General features: G+C 32.7%; 17 protein-coding genes and 1 pseudogene. 6 read left to right on the plus strand and 12 right to left on the minus strand.

From position 1 onward, the window contains the following. Window positions 1–175: 175 nt before the first annotated feature. The 4 genes from ACA31_RS00830 to ACA31_RS00845 all read right to left on the minus strand — a co-directional run bounded on the left by ACA31_RS00830 (window position 176) and on the right by ACA31_RS00845 (window position 6,796). The gene (locus ACA31_RS00830; RefSeq protein ID WP_057511499.1) at window positions 176–1,252 is read right to left on the minus strand and encodes an acyltransferase; all 1,077 of its coding nucleotides are present in this window, start codon (window positions 1,250–1,252) and stop codon (window positions 176–178) included. Between the two features lie 292 nt (window positions 1,253–1,544). Further along, window positions 1,545–3,488: a hypothetical protein gene (locus ACA31_RS00835; RefSeq protein WP_057511500.1), complete on the minus strand. Its 1,944-nt coding sequence runs from the start codon at window positions 3,486–3,488 to the stop codon at window positions 1,545–1,547. Between the two features lie 14 nt (window positions 3,489–3,502). Further along, window positions 3,503–4,954 (minus strand): MFS transporter, encoded by a 1,452-nt coding sequence (locus tag ACA31_RS00840; protein ID WP_057511501.1) that lies wholly within the window; start codon window positions 4,952–4,954, stop codon window positions 3,503–3,505. 480 nt (window positions 4,955–5,434) lie between these two features. Then, window positions 5,435–6,796, minus strand: coding sequence for a gluconate:H+ symporter (locus tag ACA31_RS00845; RefSeq protein ID WP_057511502.1), 1,362 nt, complete (start codon window positions 6,794–6,796; stop codon window positions 5,435–5,437). Between the two features lie 340 nt (window positions 6,797–7,136). On the opposite strand from ACA31_RS00845, the gene ACA31_RS00850 reads away from it, so the two are divergent. After that, window positions 7,137–7,958 (plus strand): sugar phosphate isomerase/epimerase family protein, encoded by an 822-nt coding sequence (locus tag ACA31_RS00850; RefSeq protein ID WP_057511503.1) that lies wholly within the window; start codon window positions 7,137–7,139, stop codon window positions 7,956–7,958. Between the two features lie 102 nt (window positions 7,959–8,060). Then, window positions 8,061–8,975 carry a 2-hydroxy-3-oxopropionate reductase gene (locus ACA31_RS00855; protein WP_057511504.1) on the plus strand — a complete coding sequence of 305 codons (915 nt, stop codon included), beginning with the start codon at window positions 8,061–8,063 and terminating at the stop codon, window positions 8,973–8,975. A gap of 355 nt (window positions 8,976–9,330) precedes the next feature. Here the strand turns inward: ACA31_RS00855 and ACA31_RS13190 are convergent. From ACA31_RS13190 to rpmH, 8 genes and pseudogenes are all read right to left on the minus strand, one after another. After that, window positions 9,331–9,468 (minus strand): annotated as a pseudogene (locus tag ACA31_RS13190) (helix-turn-helix transcriptional regulator); the annotation flags it as partial. A 223-nt stretch (window positions 9,469–9,691) separates the two neighbouring features. Beyond that, window positions 9,692–11,146 carry a carbon starvation CstA family protein gene (locus ACA31_RS00860; RefSeq protein ID WP_057511505.1) on the minus strand — a complete coding sequence of 485 codons (1,455 nt, stop codon included), beginning with the start codon at window positions 11,144–11,146 and terminating at the stop codon, window positions 9,692–9,694. A 201-nt stretch (window positions 11,147–11,347) separates the two neighbouring features. Beyond that, window positions 11,348–12,187, minus strand: a complete 840-nt coding sequence (locus ACA31_RS00865) for a ParB/RepB/Spo0J family partition protein (RefSeq protein ID WP_057511506.1) — start codon at window positions 12,185–12,187, stop codon at window positions 11,348–11,350. 41 nt (window positions 12,188–12,228) lie between these two features. Beyond that, window positions 12,229–12,948, minus strand: coding sequence for a 16S rRNA (guanine(527)-N(7))-methyltransferase RsmG (gene rsmG / locus ACA31_RS00870; RefSeq protein ID WP_057511507.1), 720 nt, complete (start codon window positions 12,946–12,948; stop codon window positions 12,229–12,231). A gap of 1 nt (window position 12,949) precedes the next feature. Next, window positions 12,950–14,827, minus strand: coding sequence for a tRNA uridine-5-carboxymethylaminomethyl(34) synthesis enzyme MnmG (gene mnmG, locus ACA31_RS00875; protein ID WP_057511508.1), 1,878 nt, complete (start codon window positions 14,825–14,827; stop codon window positions 12,950–12,952). Between the two features lie 16 nt (window positions 14,828–14,843). After that, window positions 14,844–16,223: a tRNA uridine-5-carboxymethylaminomethyl(34) synthesis GTPase MnmE gene (gene mnmE / locus ACA31_RS00880; protein ID WP_156393390.1), complete on the minus strand. Its 1,380-nt coding sequence runs from the start codon at window positions 16,221–16,223 to the stop codon at window positions 14,844–14,846. Between the two features lie 162 nt (window positions 16,224–16,385). Beyond that, window positions 16,386–16,730, minus strand: coding sequence for a ribonuclease P protein component (rnpA, locus tag ACA31_RS00885; RefSeq protein WP_057511564.1), 345 nt, complete (start codon window positions 16,728–16,730; stop codon window positions 16,386–16,388). 158 nt (window positions 16,731–16,888) lie between these two features. After that, entirely contained in the window at window positions 16,889–17,026 is a 138-nt protein-coding gene (rpmH, locus tag ACA31_RS00890; protein WP_000240855.1) for a 50S ribosomal protein L34, read from the minus strand. Between the two features lie 737 nt (window positions 17,027–17,763). Here rpmH and dnaA point away from each other — a divergent pair. The 4 genes from dnaA to recF all read left to right on the plus strand — a co-directional run bounded on the left by dnaA (window position 17,764) and on the right by recF (window position 22,382). After that, window positions 17,764–19,131 carry a chromosomal replication initiator protein DnaA gene (gene dnaA / locus ACA31_RS00895; protein WP_057511510.1) on the plus strand — a complete coding sequence of 456 codons (1,368 nt, stop codon included), beginning with the start codon at window positions 17,764–17,766 and terminating at the stop codon, window positions 19,129–19,131. A gap of 247 nt (window positions 19,132–19,378) precedes the next feature. After that, window positions 19,379–20,509: a DNA polymerase III subunit beta gene (gene dnaN, locus ACA31_RS00900; RefSeq protein WP_057511511.1), complete on the plus strand. Its 1,131-nt coding sequence runs from the start codon at window positions 19,379–19,381 to the stop codon at window positions 20,507–20,509. A gap of 527 nt (window positions 20,510–21,036) precedes the next feature. After that, window positions 21,037–21,270, plus strand: a complete 234-nt coding sequence (gene yaaA / locus ACA31_RS00905; RefSeq protein WP_172793137.1) for a S4 domain-containing protein YaaA — start codon at window positions 21,037–21,039, stop codon at window positions 21,268–21,270. Next, window positions 21,267–22,382, plus strand: coding sequence for a DNA replication/repair protein RecF (gene recF / locus ACA31_RS00910; protein ID WP_057511513.1), 1,116 nt, complete (start codon window positions 21,267–21,269; stop codon window positions 22,380–22,382). Before yaaA ends, recF begins: the two co-directional genes overlap by 4 nt. Window positions 22,383–22,387 lie beyond the last annotated feature (5 nt).

Below are 22,387 nucleotides of genomic sequence, written 5' to 3' on the forward strand. Positions count from 1 at the left end.
ACTTCCTTTTTCTTATGATTGAGCCATTCATGCTATTCAGGCTCTCGATTCACTTTAGTTGTATTAGGAAGTGGCATGACCATATTATAGCTTCAAAATTAACTTTTTCACCTTGCTATTAACTAGACTTTATACCTTTATTCACTGACTAGCAATTACTTTTTTGAAACCTTCACTACGCCTTCTCATTTCGAATACGCTTATTAATAATTGTTTTTTTAGCTGGAATCGGTACAATATAACTTGAAAAAGGCAATTTACTTATTAAATAAATGGACACTACAGAAAGACACAATATAAAGATATAAGATATAACAAATGTAGATGGATTATTAACTATATCTGCATAAGGATACTGTCTATATATCATAATTAATAAAACATGAATCAAGTAAATCCCCATTGAATAATTTCCTATAACTGTTAAAGATTTCGTTAAATACTTATAATCTTTAACACGATGATAAAAGATAATTAATAGCGCAAGAAAGAATGGTATATAAATTATGTTAGCTATACTGCTTGAGCCATATAAATTTGTAATATCAATGCTGATTATTAAATTAATAAATAATACCATCCCTATTATTTTGAAATAAATTTTATATTTTAATATTGTACTATTAATTTCTTTATAAAACTTCGCATAGCAAATACCAAGGAAAAAGAAAGAAAGCCAATTCAATATAAATGCTTTACTATTAACAAAAGAGTTTAGCAAATCATTTTGGAATGTGATTTCACCTTTACCATAACTCAACCAAATTATATTTATTATTGTGGCAATGATATATGCCGTTATTAATGGCAGTCCCTTTTTAAGTTTGTGTACAAATGGAAATAGTAAATAAAATTGAATGACTACTAAAATAAAATATAAATGTATTTCAGCTGTACCAAGTATATAGTATTTTATTATAGGCGTCCCCGGAGGATAATATGTATTAGTAAAAAGATATCTTAATACTATATATAAAGTTGTCCATAATATATAGGGTATAAAGATTTTAGTGAATCTTGATTTGATAAAGTATAATAAACTGAATTTTCTATTCAAAGTTGAACTTGTAAGCAAAAATGCACTGATTACTGCGAAAATTGGTGTTCCTAATCTCGATATTTGATTAAAATATGACAAAATGGGATCTGTTATGACACCATTTGAATTGTACAATTGAGCTGTTAAATGTATACAAAGAACTAACATCGTGGCTATAGCTCTTATAACAGGTATTTCTTCATAATATTTCATAAACTAATATCTCCTATGATTTTAATAAAAATTTTTAAAGAAATTAAATAAAAAACAATCATTTCATAATATCACAACCATTCATTAAAGCACATTGCTTTTTTATAAAATATTAATAGGTAGAGTTATTAAAAGCGCTCTAATTACTTTATGTGTTATTAGTTAATATCTGAGCTAACAAGGTTTCAGATAAAATAAAACAATCTCAATTTTAAAAAATTGAGATTGTTTTTTATTTATTAAAGATATATCGCTTTAATTACCTTGTACATTTTATCTGTCTTCTAATGACTTAGTCCTTTAGATTTTCAGCATGTTTCCAAATTAATACTTTGTTTTCACCAGCTTGCAAACTTTCAATTGGCCCTAATAATGTAGTATCCGTTCTCATATTTTCTACTAAATCAGTATTAATACTGATTGGCAATTCATTTGGACTTTCAAAGTCTGCATCTACTAATCTTACTTTTGGTAAAGTATTACTTGATTGGGTTTCACCTTTAATTTCAAAAAATGATGTTGGTAATGTAATGTTAAGATATAAGCCATCTGATGCTTCACTTAAAGATATCTCAGGATTAAAGCGCTCATCTATTAAGTTATTTTCTTCTTTTTCAAAGTGTTTGGCATTATTGAAATAAGCATTATGATTAATAAACACTGGCTGCTTAATTTTATGATAAGCTTGGTGATCTCCCTCTTCTTGAGAAACCAAACACTTATATTCTTCTAAAGATGTTGTATAACCATTATACACTTCAGTTCCAATATTATTTATATCCTTTTTCCCTATGAATATATTATTATAGAATCTATCGTCTCCCCCATAAACAGGAGCAAAACCAGAAACCAATGTACTGTGTGGCACATGGTAAGGCGTTGATCTATCCAACATTAACCTATGAACCATCTCTCCATGGATAATGTTGTTAACATAAGCACCACCTTGTGCATGATTGTCTAAAGCATAATCAGCTGTCAATATATTATTATCGACGAGATAAGGCCCACTGCTTACTTCTACAAAAAGATCTCTCGTATTTTCTGCAAATATATTTTTACTAATTCGTGTGCCTTGTGTTTGCCAATCAAACCACATACCTAAAGAGCAATTATGAACATAGTTATTATAAACTTGTGTATCTATAGCTGCATGCAGTTTAATACCAGCAATTTCATATCCAAAAAACTCTCTTCTATTACCAATATTAAAGATGTGATTATTATATATTTCACTAAAAATACATCCTAAGTGACCCACAATTGCATTTTGTCCACAATCATTAATTTTATTATCTCTAATAATATGTGATCCTATCGTTTCTTTATTCCAATCAGAGTTAACTGCACTAAAAACTGTTTCTATTTGATACTGATAACCAGGTTTATCTTTCCTAATTGTACTAAAATTTTGTCCAGTAGATATTTCTTTACCAATTGAAATACCACTACTCATTGAATCATGTATATAATTATTTTCTACGATCCATTTTTTACTCCAATTCGTATCAATCAAACCAGTCTGTTTAGCTGTAGGTGGAGACCATTGTGTTGCCGCATGAGCTAATTCAAAATTACGAATCGTTATATAATTAGTATGTGTTTGACTTGGTGAAAATATGTGTTCTCTGACATTAATTTCTATTAATTCTTCATTTGGGTTATAGTTTTGAAAATTAGCATAAATAGTAGTACTATTTTCATCTACTTCTGCATACCATAAAAATGTCGATAAATCAGTGTAATCAAAATCAACTTCTTTTTCAGTCCAATGATCAAATACTTTTTCGACTCTTTGTGGATTTTTCAATCTATCAAAAGCATTTACTTCAAATAATGCATCACCGTTTAAATAGACTTGTCCTAACGTCTTATCGTTATCAACTTCAAGCCAATCGCCAAATAATTTTACCGAAAATGGATTGAAATTATGGAATAGTTGATTTGACACCTCTGCTTTCCAAATATTACCTTCTACAAGGCTCCAGTCATTTATTTCTTCAGAACCTTTTATAGTAACTTTTTCATTTTTTGCACCTTCAAATGTAATTCTGCGAGATTCACTTAACCCAGAATTTATGTCATTTATTTCTTCTCTATAAGTTCCTTCATGAACAATGACAGTATCACCTGGTAGCGCAAGCGATGCTGCTTTATTAATTGTTAATAATGGTTCTTCTTTAGTCCCACTTGAAAAATCTGATCCTGTTTTAGCTACATATAAATTGTTTATCATAATATAACCTCCATTTATTTATATATTTGTTTATTTCTCAGTTCGCCCACTTCATTATTTCTTATTTGTTTCTTAACTTTTCCTATGAATTTTTCATAATTTAAAAAGAGTGTAAAAATTAAAATTAATGTGACCATAGCTAATGGGAAGTATATTTGCATCGCTTTTATCGCAAAAATAGTACTTTCAGATTGTATTGTAGCCCCTGCAACATAACCACCTATGGACAATGACCACCCTACTATAGCTGATTGTAGACCTGATCCAATTTTCATCCCAGCACTAGCCAAACTAAACACTGACCCTTGTACTGGAACCCCTGTTTTCCAATATATAATATCACCAATATCTGCTACTATACCGCTTAATGCAGCCGTAAATGGTACTAACCCAACACCATGAATTGCTAGTCCTATAACTAGCATAGTTAAATTCTCTGAAAATACAGCCATTACAACATATGAAATGATTGAGATGATTATACCAATAATGATACTTTGCTTAATCCCAACTTTCTCAGCAAATTTAGCTGCAAATAATAAGCCCAAAATTGTAGGAACCAAAGTAGCAATACTTAAAATTGCCATAATGTTTGGTTCTTTAAATATATAAGTAGCGTAATAAATTCTCATACTATTGTCTGTTTGACGTAAGTACCAAAGTAAATAAAGAACAATCGCAATAACAAAGTATTTTTCTGTGATTAACACTTTAAGAATCAAGGTAAACGGTATACGTTTATTTTTATTTTTTTCCTTGTTCGTATTGTCATTTGTATTTTTACTTGTTTCTTTATATTGCTTAGTTGCAACGTTTCTCTCTTTTACAAAATAGCCTGTAATCATTAACGGTATAGCACATAATGCAGCATAAATCATTGCTGTATATGTCCAACCTTGCTGATTATCTCCAAATCCAGAAACTAAATATGTCGTGAATGTTGAGATACATAATACACTAAGATTAGAGAAAATAAAGCGAATACTACCTAATGAAATACGATCAGTGTCATTTTTTGTCATAAATGAAATAAGCGAAGAATATGCAACATTATTAGCAGTATAAAAAACTACTGATATCAAAAAATATATTGAAAATATATATATAATTTTTCCAGTATCTCCAAGTGATTGAGGCACGTTAAATAATAAAAAGGTTAAAATACCCAAGATAGGAGCAGTCCAAAATACCCACGGCTTTGCTTTACCCATTTTTGTATTTGTATTGTCAATAATACTTCCCATAAATAAATCTGAAAATCCATCTGCAAATCGACAAATTAGAATGATAGTGCCGATAACAGCACCAGCAATACCAACTACATCAGTCATATAAATTGTTATAAAAGATGCAATAAAGGTCCAACTATAATTCGCTCCAAAATCACCGATACCAAAAGTGATTTTTTCTGGCAAACCTAATTTTTCATTTTCGTTAATTTGTTCAGTATCATTACTAACGGACATAATCCCCCACCCCATTAATTTTTTAATGTATGCCTGCTCATAGATGACCAACAAAACAACTATTCATAAATTAACATGTCCAAATCAGTAATATGTATAGTTATTTTCACACGTTAACTTTTTAGTGATTCCCCCTTAATTTAGTTGGTTTGTTAATTTAACTAACCAAATTAACGTTAATATATCACCTTATTTCTTTTTTGTAAACGCTTTCTCATCAGGACGTATTTTTATACTTTAAAAAAACAACGAAACTTTGAGTGTAAAATTATATTTTGTTTTTTATTTTATAAAGTCATTATTAAACGCTTTTAATTTGGATGAAAATTACGAGAAAGCTACACATATTAAGGTTTTCATAAGTTTTAACCCAATATAAATCGTTATGTAATTAATTGATTATAAGCTACTTATGAACATACTTACTTTTATATAATCTAATGCAAAAAAATATGATATATATATAACTATAAAAGTATTTTAAATAATAGCATTCACAATTAATATAAATCCTAGGCCTAAAACAGATAGCAATGATTCCAGCAATGACCATGTTAAAAACGTTTCTTTCATACTTAAATCGAAATACTCTTTAAACATCCAAAATCCTGCATCATTAACATGAGAACAAAAGACACTACCTGCACCGATAGCGAGTACAATTAGCGAAATATTTACATCACTCGATTGAATTAATGGTAATACAATACCTACTGATGATAGTGCAGAAACCGTTGAAGATCCTAGCGCTAAACGTAAGATAGCTGTCGCTAACCAAGCTAAAATAATAGGAGACATTTCAGTACCTTGGAATAATTTAGATATTGTATCACCTACGCCACCGTCAATGAGTACTTGTTTAAACACACCGCCTCCGCCAATGATTAACAGCAACATAGCTATCGGTGTAATAGCATTTGAAACAGTTGTCATGATTTGATTCATAGATTGATTTCTTTTAATGCCCATAGTGTATATCGCGAATAGAACTGCTATCAGCATAGCTGTTGTTGAAGAACCCAAGAAATAAATAACACCTTCGAATCCCTCAGCTTTACCGTCTTCATGTCCCGTTATCAATTGCACTATCGTAGCTAACAACATCAAAATAACAGGACTTAGCGCTGTTAATAAACTCAAGCCGAAGCTAGGCATATTATTTTCTTCAAATTGTCTGATTTCACCGATATTAGCGCGTTTTCCCATTTTCGAAAATGCAGAAGGTACAATTTTATATGCTAGTTTAGTATAAAATGAGCCAACAATGATAGTTATCGGAATACCTATGATTATTCCGTACATCAATACATGTCCTACATTGGCTCCGAGTGCTTGTGATACAGCTACTGGACCCGGATGCGGAGGTAAAAATCCATGAGTTACAGCTATTGAAATTGTCATCGGTAAGCCTACCGTCAAATTAGAAATATTCATTCTTTTTGCTAACGTAAAAACAAGTGGTATAAGCAAAACAAAAGCCACTTCTAAAAATAATGAAATACCAATAATAAATGAGGCTACCAACATCGCCCAATTTACATATTTTTTACCAAATGTATTTATCAGTTCATCTGCGATTTTAGTCGCGCCACCACCATCTGATAGTAATTTACCTAGAATAGATCCTAAACCAAATATAATTGCAATGCTTCCAAGTGTCTCCCCCATGCCTTTTTCAACTGATGATACAATTTTATCTATCGGTATACCAAGAATAATCCCTGTTACCATAGACGTAAGTATCAATGCGATAAAAGTATTTAATTTCAATACAATAATTAAGATAAGTAAAATAAACACTCCTATAATTATACCTATAATTGGCCATATTTCTTCAAACATTCGAACCCCTTCTTTCTAAAAAGTAGTTGTAACATATGATTATCTTCAAAAAAAGTTGAATAGTACGGAATTGAAAATTAACAAAACTTGAAACCGCTTACAAATATAATTTTTATCTTATAATAGTTTCTTTTTATTTTCAAATATTTTCATTTCCTTTCATTTACTTTCGTATTTTTGTTGACAAACGGATAATTGGTGTTAATGTTGAAATATATTGTTAGCGTTTTCATTTAAATTTTATCAGTCTTAAATGACTCTATTAATTTATAAGTACTGAATATAAATGGTACTGTCATTATTTAGATTTTTACTATTTTTGTTATTAGGAGGAGAAATTATGACAATTAACTTTGGATGCCAAGGATCAACTTGGGTGCTAGATTATGATGTAGCAGTAGATAAAATGGATCAGGTCATGGATGATGTTGAAAATGCTGGACTCGTGGGTGTCGATGTACAAATCACTTTACTCGGTAAATATCAAAACGAGCCAAAAAAATTAAAAGAAGAACTTGATCGTAGAGATCTAAAGTTAGCGGCATTAACAATACCCCATGCCTTTGAAGGTGGATATGCATCTGAAAAAGAACAAGCACTCGAAAATTATTTTTTTGAATATCTTAAGCATTTCCCTGGTGCCATTATGAATGTGCCATCAAGAAGTGGAGAAAACCGTAATAATTTACTACAAAGACAAAAAGAAATAATAAAAGGTGCAAATAATCTTGGAAAACGCGCATATGAAGAACACGGTATAATAACTTCAATGCATCCGATTTCTTATGAAACATCATACTGGAAGTATAAAGAAGACTATGAAGTTCTTTTTAACGGTTTAGATCCGAAATATATGGGATATACACCTGATGCTGGACACATTGCAATGGGCGGCATGAACGCACCTGAAATAATAAAAGAAGCATTACCTTTGATAAAACATGTGCACTTTAAAGATGTTTCAAAGGATTTGATATGGAAGAACATGGGTGAAGGAAATATAGATTTAACAAAATGCACAGATATTTTAAAAAATAATAATTATGGCGGCTGGATTATTTTAGAAGATGAGATTGGGGAAGATAACATGAATACCAGTCAAGTCGTTAAAAATCTTGGAAACTATGCAAAACTAAATCTACAGCCAATTATAAGCGATTAATAATTACAGAATAAGATTTAAGTATTTTGAAATGACGAATAAATGATTAAACATTTTTAATCACGTACTTTACTAAACTTAAAAAGATTAGGAGCGATTCATATGAAAGTAGGGTTTATTGGATTAGGCATAATGGGGAAACCCATGGCACTTCATTTAATTCAAAGGGGCTTTGAAACTTATCTTTTTGATATTAATACTAGTGCAGTTAATGAATTAAACGCGCTCGGTGGTCATGCATGTGCCTCACTTAAAGAAATTGCCAACAATAGTGAAATCATTATTACGATGTTACCTAAATCACAACACGTGACACAAGTATTATTTGGCGAAGAAGGTTTAGCTGAGCATAGTACACAAGGCACTATTGTTATTGATATGAGTTCTGTATCTACAGAAGATTCCAAAATATGTGCCAACAAATTAAAAGAATTTGGCATTGCGTTTTTAGATGCACCAGTAAGTGGTGGCGAACCTATGGCACTAGAAGGAAAACTTTCCATCATGGTTGGGGGAGACGAAAGGGATTTTAAAAAGACGCTCCCTTTATTCCAAGCAATGGGAGAAAACATTGTTCACTTTGGAGAAAACGGCAATGGTTCTGCAGCTAAATTAGCGAATCAAATCATCGTAAGTGCGAATCTCGCAGCACTTTCAGAAGCTTGTGTATACGCAAGTAAATCAGGTATCGATTTAAATAAACTTTTCGAGGCACTGAATGGCGGATTAGCTGGTAGTGCAGTAATGGATGCTAAAATGCCTTCTATAATTAGTGGAAATTACGAACCAGGTGGAAAAATAGAAACGAACTTTAAAGATTTAGGAAATATCCAACAATCCGCCAACGCGATAGGTGTGCCCCTGCCTATTACCAACTTAGTAAAAGAGATTTTCAGTTCAGAAATGGTGAATGGAAATGGTAAAAAAGACCATTCATTTATTATTGATTTCTTTGAAAAAATGGCGAATCATAAAATACCCGTAACGAAAATTAGAGAATCAAATAAAGCTCTATAACCATTGGACCGAACTAACCACAAATTGTGGGAATACAATAAAACACTTTCGTTGAATTCATATATTAAAATGAATTCAACGAAAGTGTTTTTTCTATGAAGATAGTAGCTTATTCGTTAAAAAATAAGGCAATTGAATGATTGCTGTTTAAACAGTGGTCAAGGTAGTGTTTACACATCGTGTGAATATTATAAATTGTGCAAAGAAAAGGTATTACTAGAAGTATATCTCGTAAGGCACACCAGCTGATAATGCCCCGCTTGAGTATATTTCTATTTCTCTTTAAATTATCAATAAACAAAGCGTTCAAAACCCCTAATCATATTGTAATAGATATTATCGAAAACCATGGGAAATTATGAACATCCGGATAGCTCTTATCATTCTCCCAATTTGAAATTGTTTGTCGTGAAACATATAATCTCTCTGCTAAATCTTCTTGAGATAAATGATCATGTTGTCTGAAATACGTAATCTGATAATCTAAATTCATTTGTCGTGCTCCTCTAACTAGAGATTAATATAGAAAATACTATTAGACTACCAAAGCTCTTTAACATATGTGCCCTTTCAATTGTATAAATGCTTTTGAACACTATGATACCAGCGTTTTTAAGACTCCCTTTAGACAGAACAAAAGGGAGTAGGATAGAAATCAGATTTTGATTTCTTTCCTACTCCCAACTATACATCAGTAAGCTACTGCCAATATAAAACTAAGTCGCTTGTTGCTGATATTGAATTTGGTGATCTAATTCAAACGCCTCGCCTGCAGTGATTTTCTTATATTGGTAACCAAAGTACAGAATCCATAGTATCGTCAGGACAAATGCTAATACATAGCTTAACGTAAGATCTAATCCTAAACCGATTGGCTGACTGAGAATGTACGTAAATATATTCCATGTCATGAACACAGCAGGTATTGCTGCAACCCAGAAATTCTTTTTAGCCATGAGTAAATACATAGCCCCGACCCACAAAGCAACAGTTGCAGTAGTTTGGTTTGCCCAAGAGAAATAGCGCCAAAGTACTGTGAAGTCTACTTGAGTCAAACCGAAACTAATTACAAATAATGGTGCTGCTACGATAATTCTTTTTACAATACTGCGTTGTCCATAATTTAAGTAATCTGCAATAATCATTCTGGCACTACGGAAAGATGTGTCTCCACTCGTAATCGGCAAGATAATTACGCCTAACACTGCAATTGTCCCGAAGACAGAACCTAATAATAGATGAGAAGCTTCACTTACCACTAATGCTGCTTCGCCACGCGCTAATACATCGCTAAGCCCGTTGTAACCATTAAATAGACTCATGCCTGCTGCTGCCCAAATCATAGCGATAATCCCTTCAGCAATCATCATGCCATAAAAGATAAAACGACCATTATTTTCTTTTTTCGTTGTTCTAGAAATAATTGGCGTTTGCGTCGCATGGAAACCAGATAACGCCCCACAAGTAATTGTGAAGAATAATAATGGGAAAATAGATGCCCCATCAGGATGCATGTTTTTTAAATTAATCTCTGGAATTGGCGCGCCTGTTTGAATAAGACGGAAACCTATACCAACCGCACTAATTAATAATAATGCCCCAAATATTGGATAAATACGGCCAATAATTTTATCAATAGGTAAAATTGTTGAAAGAACGTAATAAACAAAGATAACAAAAATAATGATGCCTAATGCAATACGTCCGTCTAATAAATTATGTAATAATAATGCCGGACTTGTAACAAATACTGTCCCTGTCAAAAGTAATAATAAAATAGAGAAAATATTAACAAAATGTTTCATCACTTTTCCTAAAAACTTGCCGGCAAGCTCAGGTAAATGAGCTCCTTTATTTCTGATTGAAATCATTCCAGTTAAATAATCATGAACCCCCCCTGCAAAAATACAACCCACAACAATCCAAATAAATGCGACGGGACCATATAGTGCTCCCATAATTGGTCCGAAAATAGGACCAACCCCTGCAATATTTAATAATTGAATGAGTGAATTAGATGATGTCTTCATCGGTAAGTAATCGACATCGTCCCTCTGATGAAATGCTGGTGTCGGACGTTCTTCTTTCGTTCCAAACATCTTATCGATATATTTACCATAAGTAAAATAACCTACAACTAACAAAATAATAGACACAATAAACGTGATCATATTATCATCCCCCCTTTAGATAATGTGTAAGCGTTTTCTTAATTTAATCACAGTTTTTGATTTATCACAATATTACAATAGCGTTTTTTATATAAACTTAATAAAATTCAAATAAAAAAGACTGTTAGGTTTCCAATTAGGATTCTAACAGTCAGTTATTTAGTCTAGGATATATTTCCCAGATGGTTTATTTTGGTTATATTAACGTTTGTATAATTTAATCTTTATTTCATAATAATCGTCGTGATCTTTAGCTTGATGTTCATATTTAATGCCACTTTTTTCTATGCTTTCAAGACTTTTACCAACTGCATCGCGTGCGTCAGTTAAATCTTTTTCAAATCCAAATGTTTGAGCCGTCACCTTTTCAGGGCCAACTTTTTGTTTCACTCGTGCTTCTGTTTGTTTTACATTTAGCTTCTGGCTAATAACTGTTTCAACCATTATTTCCTGATCTTCTTCTGATAAACTTAACAGTGCACGAGCGTGACGTTCAGTAATTTTACCTTCACGTAAACGTTCGATGACTTTAGGTGCTGATTTTAATAAACGCAATTTATTAGCTATGAAACTTTGGCTTTTACCAACACTTTTAGCTAATTCACTCTGTGTAGTATCACCGATGTCCAATAACTTTTTATATGCTTCCGCTTCTTCAACGACGGATAGGTTTTCACGTTGAATATTTTCAATAAGTGCAACCACAGCAGTTTCTTCATCATCTAAATATCTAATAATGACTTCTGCGTGTGTTTTACCAAGTGATTGAAACGCTCTAAATCTACGTTCACCAGCAATGATTTCAAACATATCTTCTTCAATTGGACGTACGACCATAGGCTGTAACAAACCATGTTCTTCTATTGATTCTGCGAGTTCTTTTATCTTATTTGGCTCAAATACTTGTCTTGGTTGATAACGGTTTGGCACAATACGTTCGATATGAATAGATTCAACGCTATTATTATGATCTTCTTCAATATAACCAACAATGTCATCTTTGTTCTTTAAACCAAATAATTTAGAAAAAGGTTTCTTCATTTTCCATGCGCTCCCTCTAAACTAATTGTATTGATTTGTATTTACTTGTTAAGCAATGGAGACTTATTCGGTGTTCCTGGTTTCCTAGGATACTTCTTAGGTGTCTGACTTCTTTTGTCTATAATCATCATTTGTCTCTCGCCTGCTTCTTCTGGCAATTCATATGAAATTGTTTCTCGAACTTTACCACCCAAAATACCTAAACCAAAACGTGCTTCTTCTAATTCTTCTTCACCTTTAGAAGATTTTAAAGCGATGAATTGACCACCCTTTTTAACTAAAGGCAGACACAATTCACTTAATACTGAAAGTCTAGCAACAGCACGTGCCGTAACAATATCATAAGACTCCCTGTAGACTCCTTTGCCAAACGTTTCAGCACGATCGTGCACGAAATTTACGTTTTCAAGATCTAGCGCCTCTGCTAATTGATTTAAAAAGTGTATACGTTTATTTAACGAATCTACAATTGTAACTTTCAAATTCGGAAAAATAATTTTTAAAGGAATGCTTGGGAAACCAGCACCAGCACCTATATCACAAATTGTTAATTCTTTAGTCAAATCTGTATAAAAACTTGGCGCAATTGAATCATAAAAATGTTTCAAATACACTTCATGTTCTTCAGTGATACTTGTTAAATTCATTTTTTCATTCCATTCAACAAGCATTTGATAATACGTTTGAAATTGTCGTTGTTGTTCTTCTGAAAGTTCTATTCCTTGTGTACTGAGTTGCTTAGTTAACCATTCTACACTCATCTTAATTTTTCACCCTTTGGATTTTTCCTTGTTCAAGAAAAACAAGTAAAATTGAGATATCAGCTGGATTCACGCCCGAAATACGAGAAGCTTGCGCAATATTTAATGGCTTAACTTCTGATAATTTTTCACGTGCTTCAGTCGCTAAACTATCTACCTTACTATAATCTAAGTCTTCTGGAATTTTTTTCTCTTCCATACGTTTTACTTTTTCAACTTGTTGTAATGACTTGTTGATGTAGCCTTCGTATTTCGTTTGAATTTCCACTTGTTCTTCAACATCAGATGGAAGTACATGTGATTCATCTAGAATTTCAAGAATTAAATCATAAGTCATTTCAGGACGGCGTAATAGTTCTATTGCTAAAATACCATCTTTCAAGCGAGAACCACCTTGTGCTTCAATAATTTCTTGAACGCGATCATGCGGTTTCACTCGAATGCTACCTAAGCGTTCTTGTTCTGATTTTATCATGTCTCGTTTTGCATTAAAACGTGCATAACGTTCTTCAGAAATCATTCCTAATTCATGACCTAAATCAGTTAGACGTAAATCAGCGTTATCATGTCTTATCAATAGACGATACTCTGCACGAGATGTTAATAAACGGTAAGGTTCATTTGTACCTTTCGTAACAAGATCATCAATTAATACACCGATATATGCGTCAGAACGACTTAAGACAACTTCATCTTTATCTTGTACTCTAGCTGCTGCATTAATACCAGCCATAATACCTTGTCCAGCCGCTTCTTCATAACCTGATGTACCGTTGATTTGACCAGCAGTATATAAGTTTTTTATTTTTTTAGTTTCAAGCGTTGGCCATAATTGTGTAGGTACGAGTGCATCGTATTCAATTGCATATCCTGCACGCATCATGTCTGCTTTTTCTAGACCAGGGATCGTTTCTACCATTTGTCTTTGTACATGTTCTGGAAGACTTGTAGATAATCCTTGTACGTAAACTTCATTCGTGTTACGTCCTTCTGGTTCTAAGAATAATTGATGACGTGGTTTATCGTTGAAACGCACAAATTTATCTTCAATTGATGGGCAATATCTTGGACCTGTACCTTTAATCATTCCTGAATACATTGCTGATAGATGCAAATTATCATCAATCACTTGGTGTGTATCAGCATTTGTGTATGTTAACCAACATGGTAATTGATCTAAGATATATTCAGTAGTTTCAAAACTAAACGCTCTACCTACATCATCACCTGGTTGGATTTCAGTTTTAGAATAATCAATTGTTTTCGCATTTACACGAGGTGGTGTACCTGTCTTAAATCTAACAACTTCAAAGCCAAGATTTCTTAAATTATCAGCTAATGAAATAGATGGTAATTGGTGGTTAGGGCCACTTGAATATTTCATGTTTCCTAAGATGATTTCACCGCGTAAAAATGTACCTGTTGTAATAATAACTGCCTCTGCCCAGTATTCTGTTCCAATGTTAGTACGTACGCCTTTAATTACATCATCTTCAATCATTAAGTCGTCTACCATACCTTGCATAATATCTAGATTATCTTCATCTTCAATTACTTTTTTCATTTCTTGTTGATACAATACTTTATCTGCTTGTGCACGTAATGCTCTCACTGCTGGACCTTTACCCGTATTTAACATACGCATTTGGATGTGGGTCTTATCAATCGTTTTAGCCATTTGTCCACCTAAGGCATCTATTTCACGCACGACGATTCCTTTTGCCGGTCCACCAACTGATGGATTACATGGCATAAACGCAATATTATCTAAGTTAATCGTTAACATAAGCGTTTTTGCACCACTTCGAGCTGAAGCAAGTCCCGCTTCAATACCAGCATGCCCGGCTCCTATTACTATTACATCATATTCTTGAGCCATACTATTTTCCTCCTTATTATTTTCCTAAACAGAACTGACTAAATAATTGGTCTATCAATTCGTCACTTGCGGATTCTCCGATGATTTCACCTAATATTTCCCAAGTTCTCGTCAAATCAATTTGAATCATATCCATTGGTATATCTGATTCTGCAGCATCTATTGCGTCTTGAATTGTGTTTCTAGCTTCTTTTAACAATGAAATATGCCTTGAATTAGATACATATGTCATATCTTGATTTTGAACATCGCCACCAAAGAATAAATCTCTAATTTGTATTTCTAATTGATCTATTCCCTCTTGCTTCAACATAGAAGTTTGGATTAACGGCATATCTCCAATCATTTCTTTAACTTCATCTATATCTAATTGTTTATCTAAATCCATTTTATTTACAATAACAATCGCATCTTCGTTTTTAATTACTTCATAAAGTTTACGGTCTTCTTCAGAGAGCGCTTCGTTATAATTTAGTACAAATAAGATTAAGTCTGCCTCGCCTAGTGCTTTTCGAGAACGTTCAACACCTATGCGCTCTACAATATCCTCAGTTTCACGAATACCTGCTGTGTCTACTAATCTTAATGGGACGCCTCGAACGTTAACGTATTCTTCTAGTGTATCTCGTGTTGTTCCAGGCACTTCTGTAACGATAGCTTTATTATCTTGGATCAGATTATTGAGCATTGAAGATTTACCAACATTGGGGCTACCAACAATTACTGTAGATAAGCCTTCCCTCATAATTTTACCTTGCGTACCAGTTTCTAATAATTTATTAATTTCTTCTTTAATTTCATTTGATTTACCTAATAAAAATTCTGTAGTAGCGTCCTCTACGTCATCATACTCTGGATAATCTATATTAACTTCGACTTGTGCAAGGATTTCGAGAATGGATTGTCGCTGTCGCTTAATCATATCACTCAAACGGCCTTCTATTTGATTCATTGCAACTTTTGATGCACGATCGGTTTTAGAACGAATAAAATCCATCACTGCTTCCGCCTGAGATAAATCAATACGTCCATTTAAGAATGCACGTTTCGTGAATTCGCCTGGCTCAGCCATACGTGCGCCATTACTCATCGTTAATTCAAGCACTTTATTAATTGTTAAAATACCACCGTGACAGTTGATTTCAACAATATCTTCACGCGTAAAAGTCTTCGGTGCGCGTAGTACAGAAACCATTACTTCCTCTATAACTTCTTCTGATTCTGGATCAATAATATGACCATAATTAATTGTATGAGATGTTACATCTGCAAGTTTTTGTTTTCCTTTAAATAACTTATCAGCCACATTGACTGCATCAGCACCAGACAAACGTACAATACCTATTGCACCTTCACCCATCGGCGTGGATATACTCGTTATTGTATCTAAATCCATCATCCATCTCGCCTCCTTTATCGTCTAAATTTTATCATTGTAATATTGTAAAGAGTTTCCTATCAAAAAGCGAATATCTTGATTGAAAAAATACACAGTTAGTCTTAGGTTTGTCTGAGGTTAGACTTCCGTTGGTCTAACCAACCACTTCCCCTACCCTACTTAGATGCGCTTATTAAAAGCCTTGGCTATTTTTAATACATGTTCAAGGCTCGATTGAATTTGTAGCGTATCCATATCTTTAGCTGGCTGTCTCGCTATTACCACAATATCTAATGGAAGCATATCTTCTTTATGTATCTTGAAGTTTTCACGAATAGCTCTTTTAATACGGTTTCTGACCACAGCATTGCCTATTTTTTTAGAAACACTTATTCCTAAGCGAAAATGCTCTAAATTTTTGTTGGGTTTTGTGTATACTACAAATTGTCTGTTAGCAACTGATTTCCCTTTTTTATAAATAAATTGAAAATCACCATTCTTTTTAATTCGATACGCTTTTTCCACCAACCATCACTCACTTATCTCTTCATTAGATATATTATGTTATATATATGTTTAATCTATATCATTAATTTTCTTAAATTGCTAACGAAAATCAACGTAATTTCCTGTCATTTTCCTTCATTAAAACCAAAAAAAAGACCACTGATGAGTCAGTGATCTTATGCTGATAGTACTTTACGGCCTTTACGACGACGACGCGCCAAAACTTTACGACCATTTTTTGTGCTCATGCGTTTTCTGAAACCATGAACTTTACTATGTTTACGTTTATTTGGTTGATAAGTACGTTTTACCATGCAAAAACACCTCCATCTTTATTCGGTTATCTAACTATTATAATAGATAAATTAATATACGCTTCTGCTCTTAAGTCTTGATTTAACTGTTATTAATTTCTAGTCATAATTCAAGCAACTTCTACAATATAACAAAATATATTTTATAAAGCAAGTATCAATTTGAGTCTTTGCAATTTTATAGCCAAATTCAAAATACTTCTAAATTTAATTACATATAAGGAAGTGTTGAATTATAAAATTCCTAACTTCCTCCTATTATAGTAGCAATATCACTATCTAGAAAATAATCCGCATTATCCTTTGTTTTTCTTTATACATTTTCCATACACTCTTTATAAATTATTTCCCAAGCTCACAAACGGTTCGATTTTTGTTATACTGTTTATTCCTCAAAGTTATCCACTTATGCACAATTACATTTTCTATTTCTGTGGATAATATATATGTTATTAACAAGGTCATCTACGTTTTAACAACATATTCACAGCCATTTGACATTAGTCATTGTTAAAAAGTATAATTGTGTGGATAAGTCATGTAAATATTGATAGATACAGGGTTTACTTTATAGAATTATATACTAATCAGCTGTGTATAAATGAGGGCACGTAAATAGTTATCCACTGATTGTGTGTAACTTGTGGATAATTATCAACATGCTATGATTCGTTTTATTTATGCCTGTTGTTTTTGTGTATAACTTTTAAAATTTATGAAAGTTGGAGTTTATTCATATGTCAGAAAAAGAAATTTGGGAAAAAGTCTTAATCTTGGCTCAAGAGAAAGTAAGTTATCCTAGCTATCAAACTTTCCTTAAAGATACTAAGCTTTACTCATTGCAAAATGATGAAGCTATTATTGTTATCGATGATCCATTTGTTGCCAATTGGTTAAAAACGCATTATGTTGAAATTATTCAAACTGCATTATATGAGGCAATCGGTCATGAAATTATGCCAGTTTTCTATTCTGAAGATCAATTAGAGAGTTTAAAATCAGGTGAAAATCAACACAAGAGTCAAGAGATTCCACAAAAGAAAAAGTATACACCGGGTGTAGATGAAGCTGTCATCGGTGGCGAACAATTCAATACAAACAATACTTTTGATACTTTTGTGATTGGACCTGGCAATAGATTTCCTCATGCAGCAAGTCTCGCTGTTGCCGAAGCACCTGCACAAGCCTATAATCCACTCTTCATTTATGGTGGCGTTGGTTTAGGAAAAACGCATCTAATGCATGCGATTGGTCATTATGTATTAGAAAACAATCCTGATGCTAAAGTTATTTACACGTCTAGTGAAAAATTCACGAATGAATTCATTAAATCTATTCGTGATAATAAAACTGAGCGTTTTAGAGAAAAATACCGTAATATTGACGTTTTATTAATAGATGATATTCAATTCATCCAAAATAAAGAGCAAACACAAGAAGAATTCTTCCACACTTTTAATGAATTACATCAAGCAAACAAACAAATTGTTATTTCGAGTGATAGACCGCCGAAAGAAATTGCTAAATTAGAAGATCGTTTGCGTTCTCGCTTTGAATGGGGATTAATCGTCGATATTACACCTCCTGATTATGAAACAAGAATGGCTATTTTGCAGAAAAAAATTGGAGAAGAGAATTTAAATATTCCAACTGAAGCATTAACTTATATTGCTAATCAAATCCAGTCTAATATTCGTGAACTTGAAGGTGCACTCACTCGTGTATTAGCATTTTCTAAACTTCAAGGTCAGCCGATTACAACTGAATTAACTGCTGCAGCGTTAAAAGATATTATTCAAGCGCCAAAATCGAAAAAAATTACGATTCAGGATATTCAAAAAATAGTTGGACAATACTATAACGTGAGAATTGAAGATTTTAGTGCTAAAAAACGTACAAAATCCATTGCCTATCCGCGCCAAATTGCAATGTACTTATCACGTGAGTTAACTGATTTCTCATTACCTAAAATTGGTGAAGAGTTTGGTGGTCGTGATCATACTACTGTTATCCATGCGCATGAAAAAATAGCTAAAGAAGTAAGTAGTGATCCAACTTTTAAGCAAGAACTTGAAAACTTAGAAAAAGAAATTAGAAATCAATAAAAAAACTGTACTATAACAGATTAATTGTAGGAAAATTGAGGAATAACGTATAAGCGATAAGTTTTGGGAATTGTGGATAATGTGTAAAAGTCATACACACTGTGCACAAGTTATCCACAACCGTTAAATAATGCCATACCTGATTTCATATAAGTTATCCCGTAATCCACAAGCCCTACTACTATTACTACTGTTTTAAAACCTATATAATTTATATATAAACGACTGGAAGGAGTTTGAAAATTAGATGGAATTCACAATAAGAAGAGATTATTTTATTGCTCAATTAAATGACACATTAAAAGCCATCTCACCAAGAACTACATTACCTATATTAACTGGTATAAAAATTGAAGTTAAAAATAACGAAGTGATACTTACTGGTTCTGACTCAGAAATATCTATCGAAATCACTATACCTAAACAAGTTGATGGTGAAGACATTATAGAAATTGCAGAAACTGGATCGGTCGTACTCCCTGGTCGTTTCTTCGTAGACATCATTAAAAAATTACCTGGTAAGGAAGTAAAGCTTTCTACAAATGAACAATTTCAAACATTGATTACTTCAGGTCATTCTGAATTTAACTTAAGTGGTTTAGATCCAGATCAATACCCATTGTTACCACAAGTTTCTCGTGATGATGCGATTCAATTATCTGTAAAAGTACTTAAAAACGTGATAGCACAGACGAATTTCGCGGTGTCCACCTCAGAAACACGTCCAGTACTCACTGGTGTTAACTGGCTTATACAAGATAGTGAATTAATATGCACAGCTACGGATTCGCACCGTTTGGCTGTAAGAAAAGTGGCATTAGAAGACGAGTCTGAAAATAAAAATGTCATCATTCCAGGTAAAGCATTATCAGAGCTAAACAAAATAATGACAGATAGTGAAGAAGAGATTGATATCTTCTTTGCATCAAATCAAGTGCTATTCAAAGTCGGCAATGTGAACTTTATTTCACGTTTATTAGAAGGGCATTATCCTGATACATCTCGTTTATTCCCAGAGAATTACGAAATTAAATTAGGCATTAATAACGGGGAATTCTACCATGCAATTGATCGTGCATCATTATTAGCACGAGAAGGCGGTAATAACGTTATTAAATTAAGCACTGGTAATGAATTAGTTGAGTTATCTTCAACATCTCCTGAAATTGGTACCGTAAATGAAGACGTTAAAGCTAGTAACGTTGATGGTGGCAACTTGAAGATTTCATTCAACTCAAAATATATGATGGATGCATTGAAAGCAATCGATAATGACGAAGTAGAAATAGAATTCTTTGGCACAATGAAACCATTCATTTTAAAACCCAAGGATGATGATTCAGTAACACAATTAATTCTACCGATTAGAACATATTAGAAATTAATAATTTATCCCTAGACAATTTATTTTGTCTGGGGTTTTTTCTGTTAATTTTTAAATTTAAAAGTAATCGCTAGTCTAGATGGGTGTATATAAATAAAGCAAGGTGACACTTTTTTTTAGATAAGCATAAATTTCAGAAGTATTTTAAGAGATATATTTCATTTTTAAAGGTACTAAGCGATTAAATATAAGCATTTATTGTTTATTGTTAGGGTATTTTCATAGAATTTTAAAACACGTCTAAAACACGCTTTAAATGCCATTATAAATTTCATATATTTAAAATGCAGATCTAAATTCGAATCAAATTTGAAATTATTGATAGAGAATCAAAAAAACGGAATAAAAACTACTCGGAATTTGATATAATATTACATGTAAAAAACCGCTATAATGGGCTTTGTAAATAATTATTAAAAATAAGTGAAAATTAGTTAGAAGAATACGCTTACATACTGTATTTTACATGAAATTTTCCGTGAAAAAAGGTATAATATATTAGTGAGCTTAAAAGAAACGGAGTGATTGATTTGGTTGAAGAGGTAATCGTTGATGGAGACATCACTTTAGGGCAATTTCTAAAGACAGAAGGTATTATCGAATCTGGTGGACAAGCAAAATGGTTCTTACAAGATTTTGATGTCTTGATAAATGACGAACGTGAAACACGTCGTGGTAAAAAGTTAAACCATCAAGATAGCATTGTCATACCAGAAGTCGGTTCATTTGTTATTTTACATCAAGGTGAAGAATGAGATTAAAGACACTCCAGATAGAAAATTATCGTAACTATGATTCAGTTACCCTTAATTGTCATCCAGAGGTCAATATATTGATTGGTGAGAATGCACAAGGGAAGACAAACCTCCTTGAATCTATTTATACGTTAGCGTTGGCTAAAAGTCATAGAACGTCCAATGACAAGGAACTTATACGTTTCGGTATGGACTATGCTAAAATAGAAGGTGAACTTAGTTATAGATACGGTGAAATGCCTTTAACGATGTTTATAACCAAAAAAGGTAAGCAAGTCAAAATTAATCACTTGGAACAAAGTAGACTGACTCAATATATTGGTCACTTGAACGTCGTATTGTTTGCGCCTGAAGATTTAAATATTGTCAAAGGATCACCACAAATTAGACGCAGATTTATAGATATGGAGCTTGGGCAAATTTCTGCAGTATACTTAAATGATTTGTCTCAGTACCAGCGAATTTTAAAACAAAAGAATAATTATTTGAAGCAACTGCAATATGGTCAAAAGACAGACAGCACAATGCTAGATGTCTTAAATCAACAATTTGCAGAGTATGCGCTCAAAATTACGCTCAGACGTGAACATTTTATTAAAGAACTTGAATCACTAGCTAAGCCTATCCATTCTGGGATAACAGATGAACGTGAGACGTTGTCATTAAAATATTTGCCTAGTATAAAACTCGACGATGAAGAGAAAAGTGAGACGGAACGCTTAGAAGAAGTCTTAACATTACTCAATGACAATATGGAACGTGAGAAAGATAGAGGCGTTTGTTTATACGGTCCTCACAGAGATGATTTAGGTTTCGATGTAAATGGTATGGACGCTCAAACGTATGGCTCTCAAGGCCAACAACGAACTACTGCTTTATCGATAAAACTCGCAGAAATCGAGTTAATGAATATCGAAGTGGGAGAGTACCCTATCTTATTGCTAGATGATGTTTTAAGTGAATTAGATGATTCACGTCAGTCGCATTTATTAAGCACAATTCAACATAAAGTGCAGACTTTTGTAACTACAACATCAGTCGACGGTATAGAGCATGAAATTATGAAGAACGCTAAACTTTATCGCGTTAACCAAGGCGAAATTATAAAGTAATGGAA

The sequence above is a fragment of the Staphylococcus sp. NAM3COL9 genome, from assembly GCF_001431205.1.
Lineage (GTDB): Bacteria > Bacillota > Bacilli > Staphylococcales > Staphylococcaceae > Staphylococcus.

Bases quoted from the DNA above. Each gene is read 5' to 3' on its own strand.
- ACA31_RS00830 (WP_057511499.1), bottom strand. From the start codon at position 1,252: ATGAAATATTATGAAGAAATACCTGTTATAAGAGCTATAGCCACGATG.
- ACA31_RS00835 (WP_057511500.1), bottom strand. From the start codon at position 3,488: ATGATAAACAATTTATATGTAGCTAAAACAGGATCAGATTTTTCAAGT.
- ACA31_RS00840 (WP_057511501.1), bottom strand. From the start codon at position 4,954: ATGTCCGTTAGTAATGATACTGAACAAATTAACGAAAATGAAAAATTA.
- ACA31_RS00845 (WP_057511502.1), bottom strand. From the start codon at position 6,796: ATGTTTGAAGAAATATGGCCAATTATAGGTATAATTATAGGAGTGTTT.
- ACA31_RS00850 (WP_057511503.1), top strand. From the start codon at position 7,137: ATGACAATTAACTTTGGATGCCAAGGATCAACTTGGGTGCTAGATTAT.
- ACA31_RS00855 (WP_057511504.1), top strand. From the start codon at position 8,061: ATGAAAGTAGGGTTTATTGGATTAGGCATAATGGGGAAACCCATGGCA.
- ACA31_RS00860 (WP_057511505.1), bottom strand. From the start codon at position 11,146: ATGATCACGTTTATTGTGTCTATTATTTTGTTAGTTGTAGGTTATTTT.
- ACA31_RS00865 (WP_057511506.1), bottom strand. From the start codon at position 12,187: ATGAAGAAACCTTTTTCTAAATTATTTGGTTTAAAGAACAAAGATGAC.
- rsmG (WP_057511507.1), bottom strand. From the start codon at position 12,948: ATGAGTGTAGAATGGTTAACTAAGCAACTCAGTACACAAGGAATAGAA.
- mnmG (WP_057511508.1), bottom strand. From the start codon at position 14,827: ATGGCTCAAGAATATGATGTAATAGTAATAGGAGCCGGGCATGCTGGT.
- mnmE (WP_156393390.1), bottom strand. From the start codon at position 16,223: ATGGATTTAGATACAATAACGAGTATATCCACGCCGATGGGTGAAGGT.
- rpmH (WP_000240855.1), bottom strand. From the start codon at position 17,026: ATGGTAAAACGTACTTATCAACCAAATAAACGTAAACATAGTAAAGTT.
- dnaA (WP_057511510.1), top strand. From the start codon at position 17,764: ATGTCAGAAAAAGAAATTTGGGAAAAAGTCTTAATCTTGGCTCAAGAG.
- dnaN (WP_057511511.1), top strand. From the start codon at position 19,379: ATGGAATTCACAATAAGAAGAGATTATTTTATTGCTCAATTAAATGAC.
- recF (WP_057511513.1), top strand. From the start codon at position 21,267: ATGAGATTAAAGACACTCCAGATAGAAAATTATCGTAACTATGATTCA.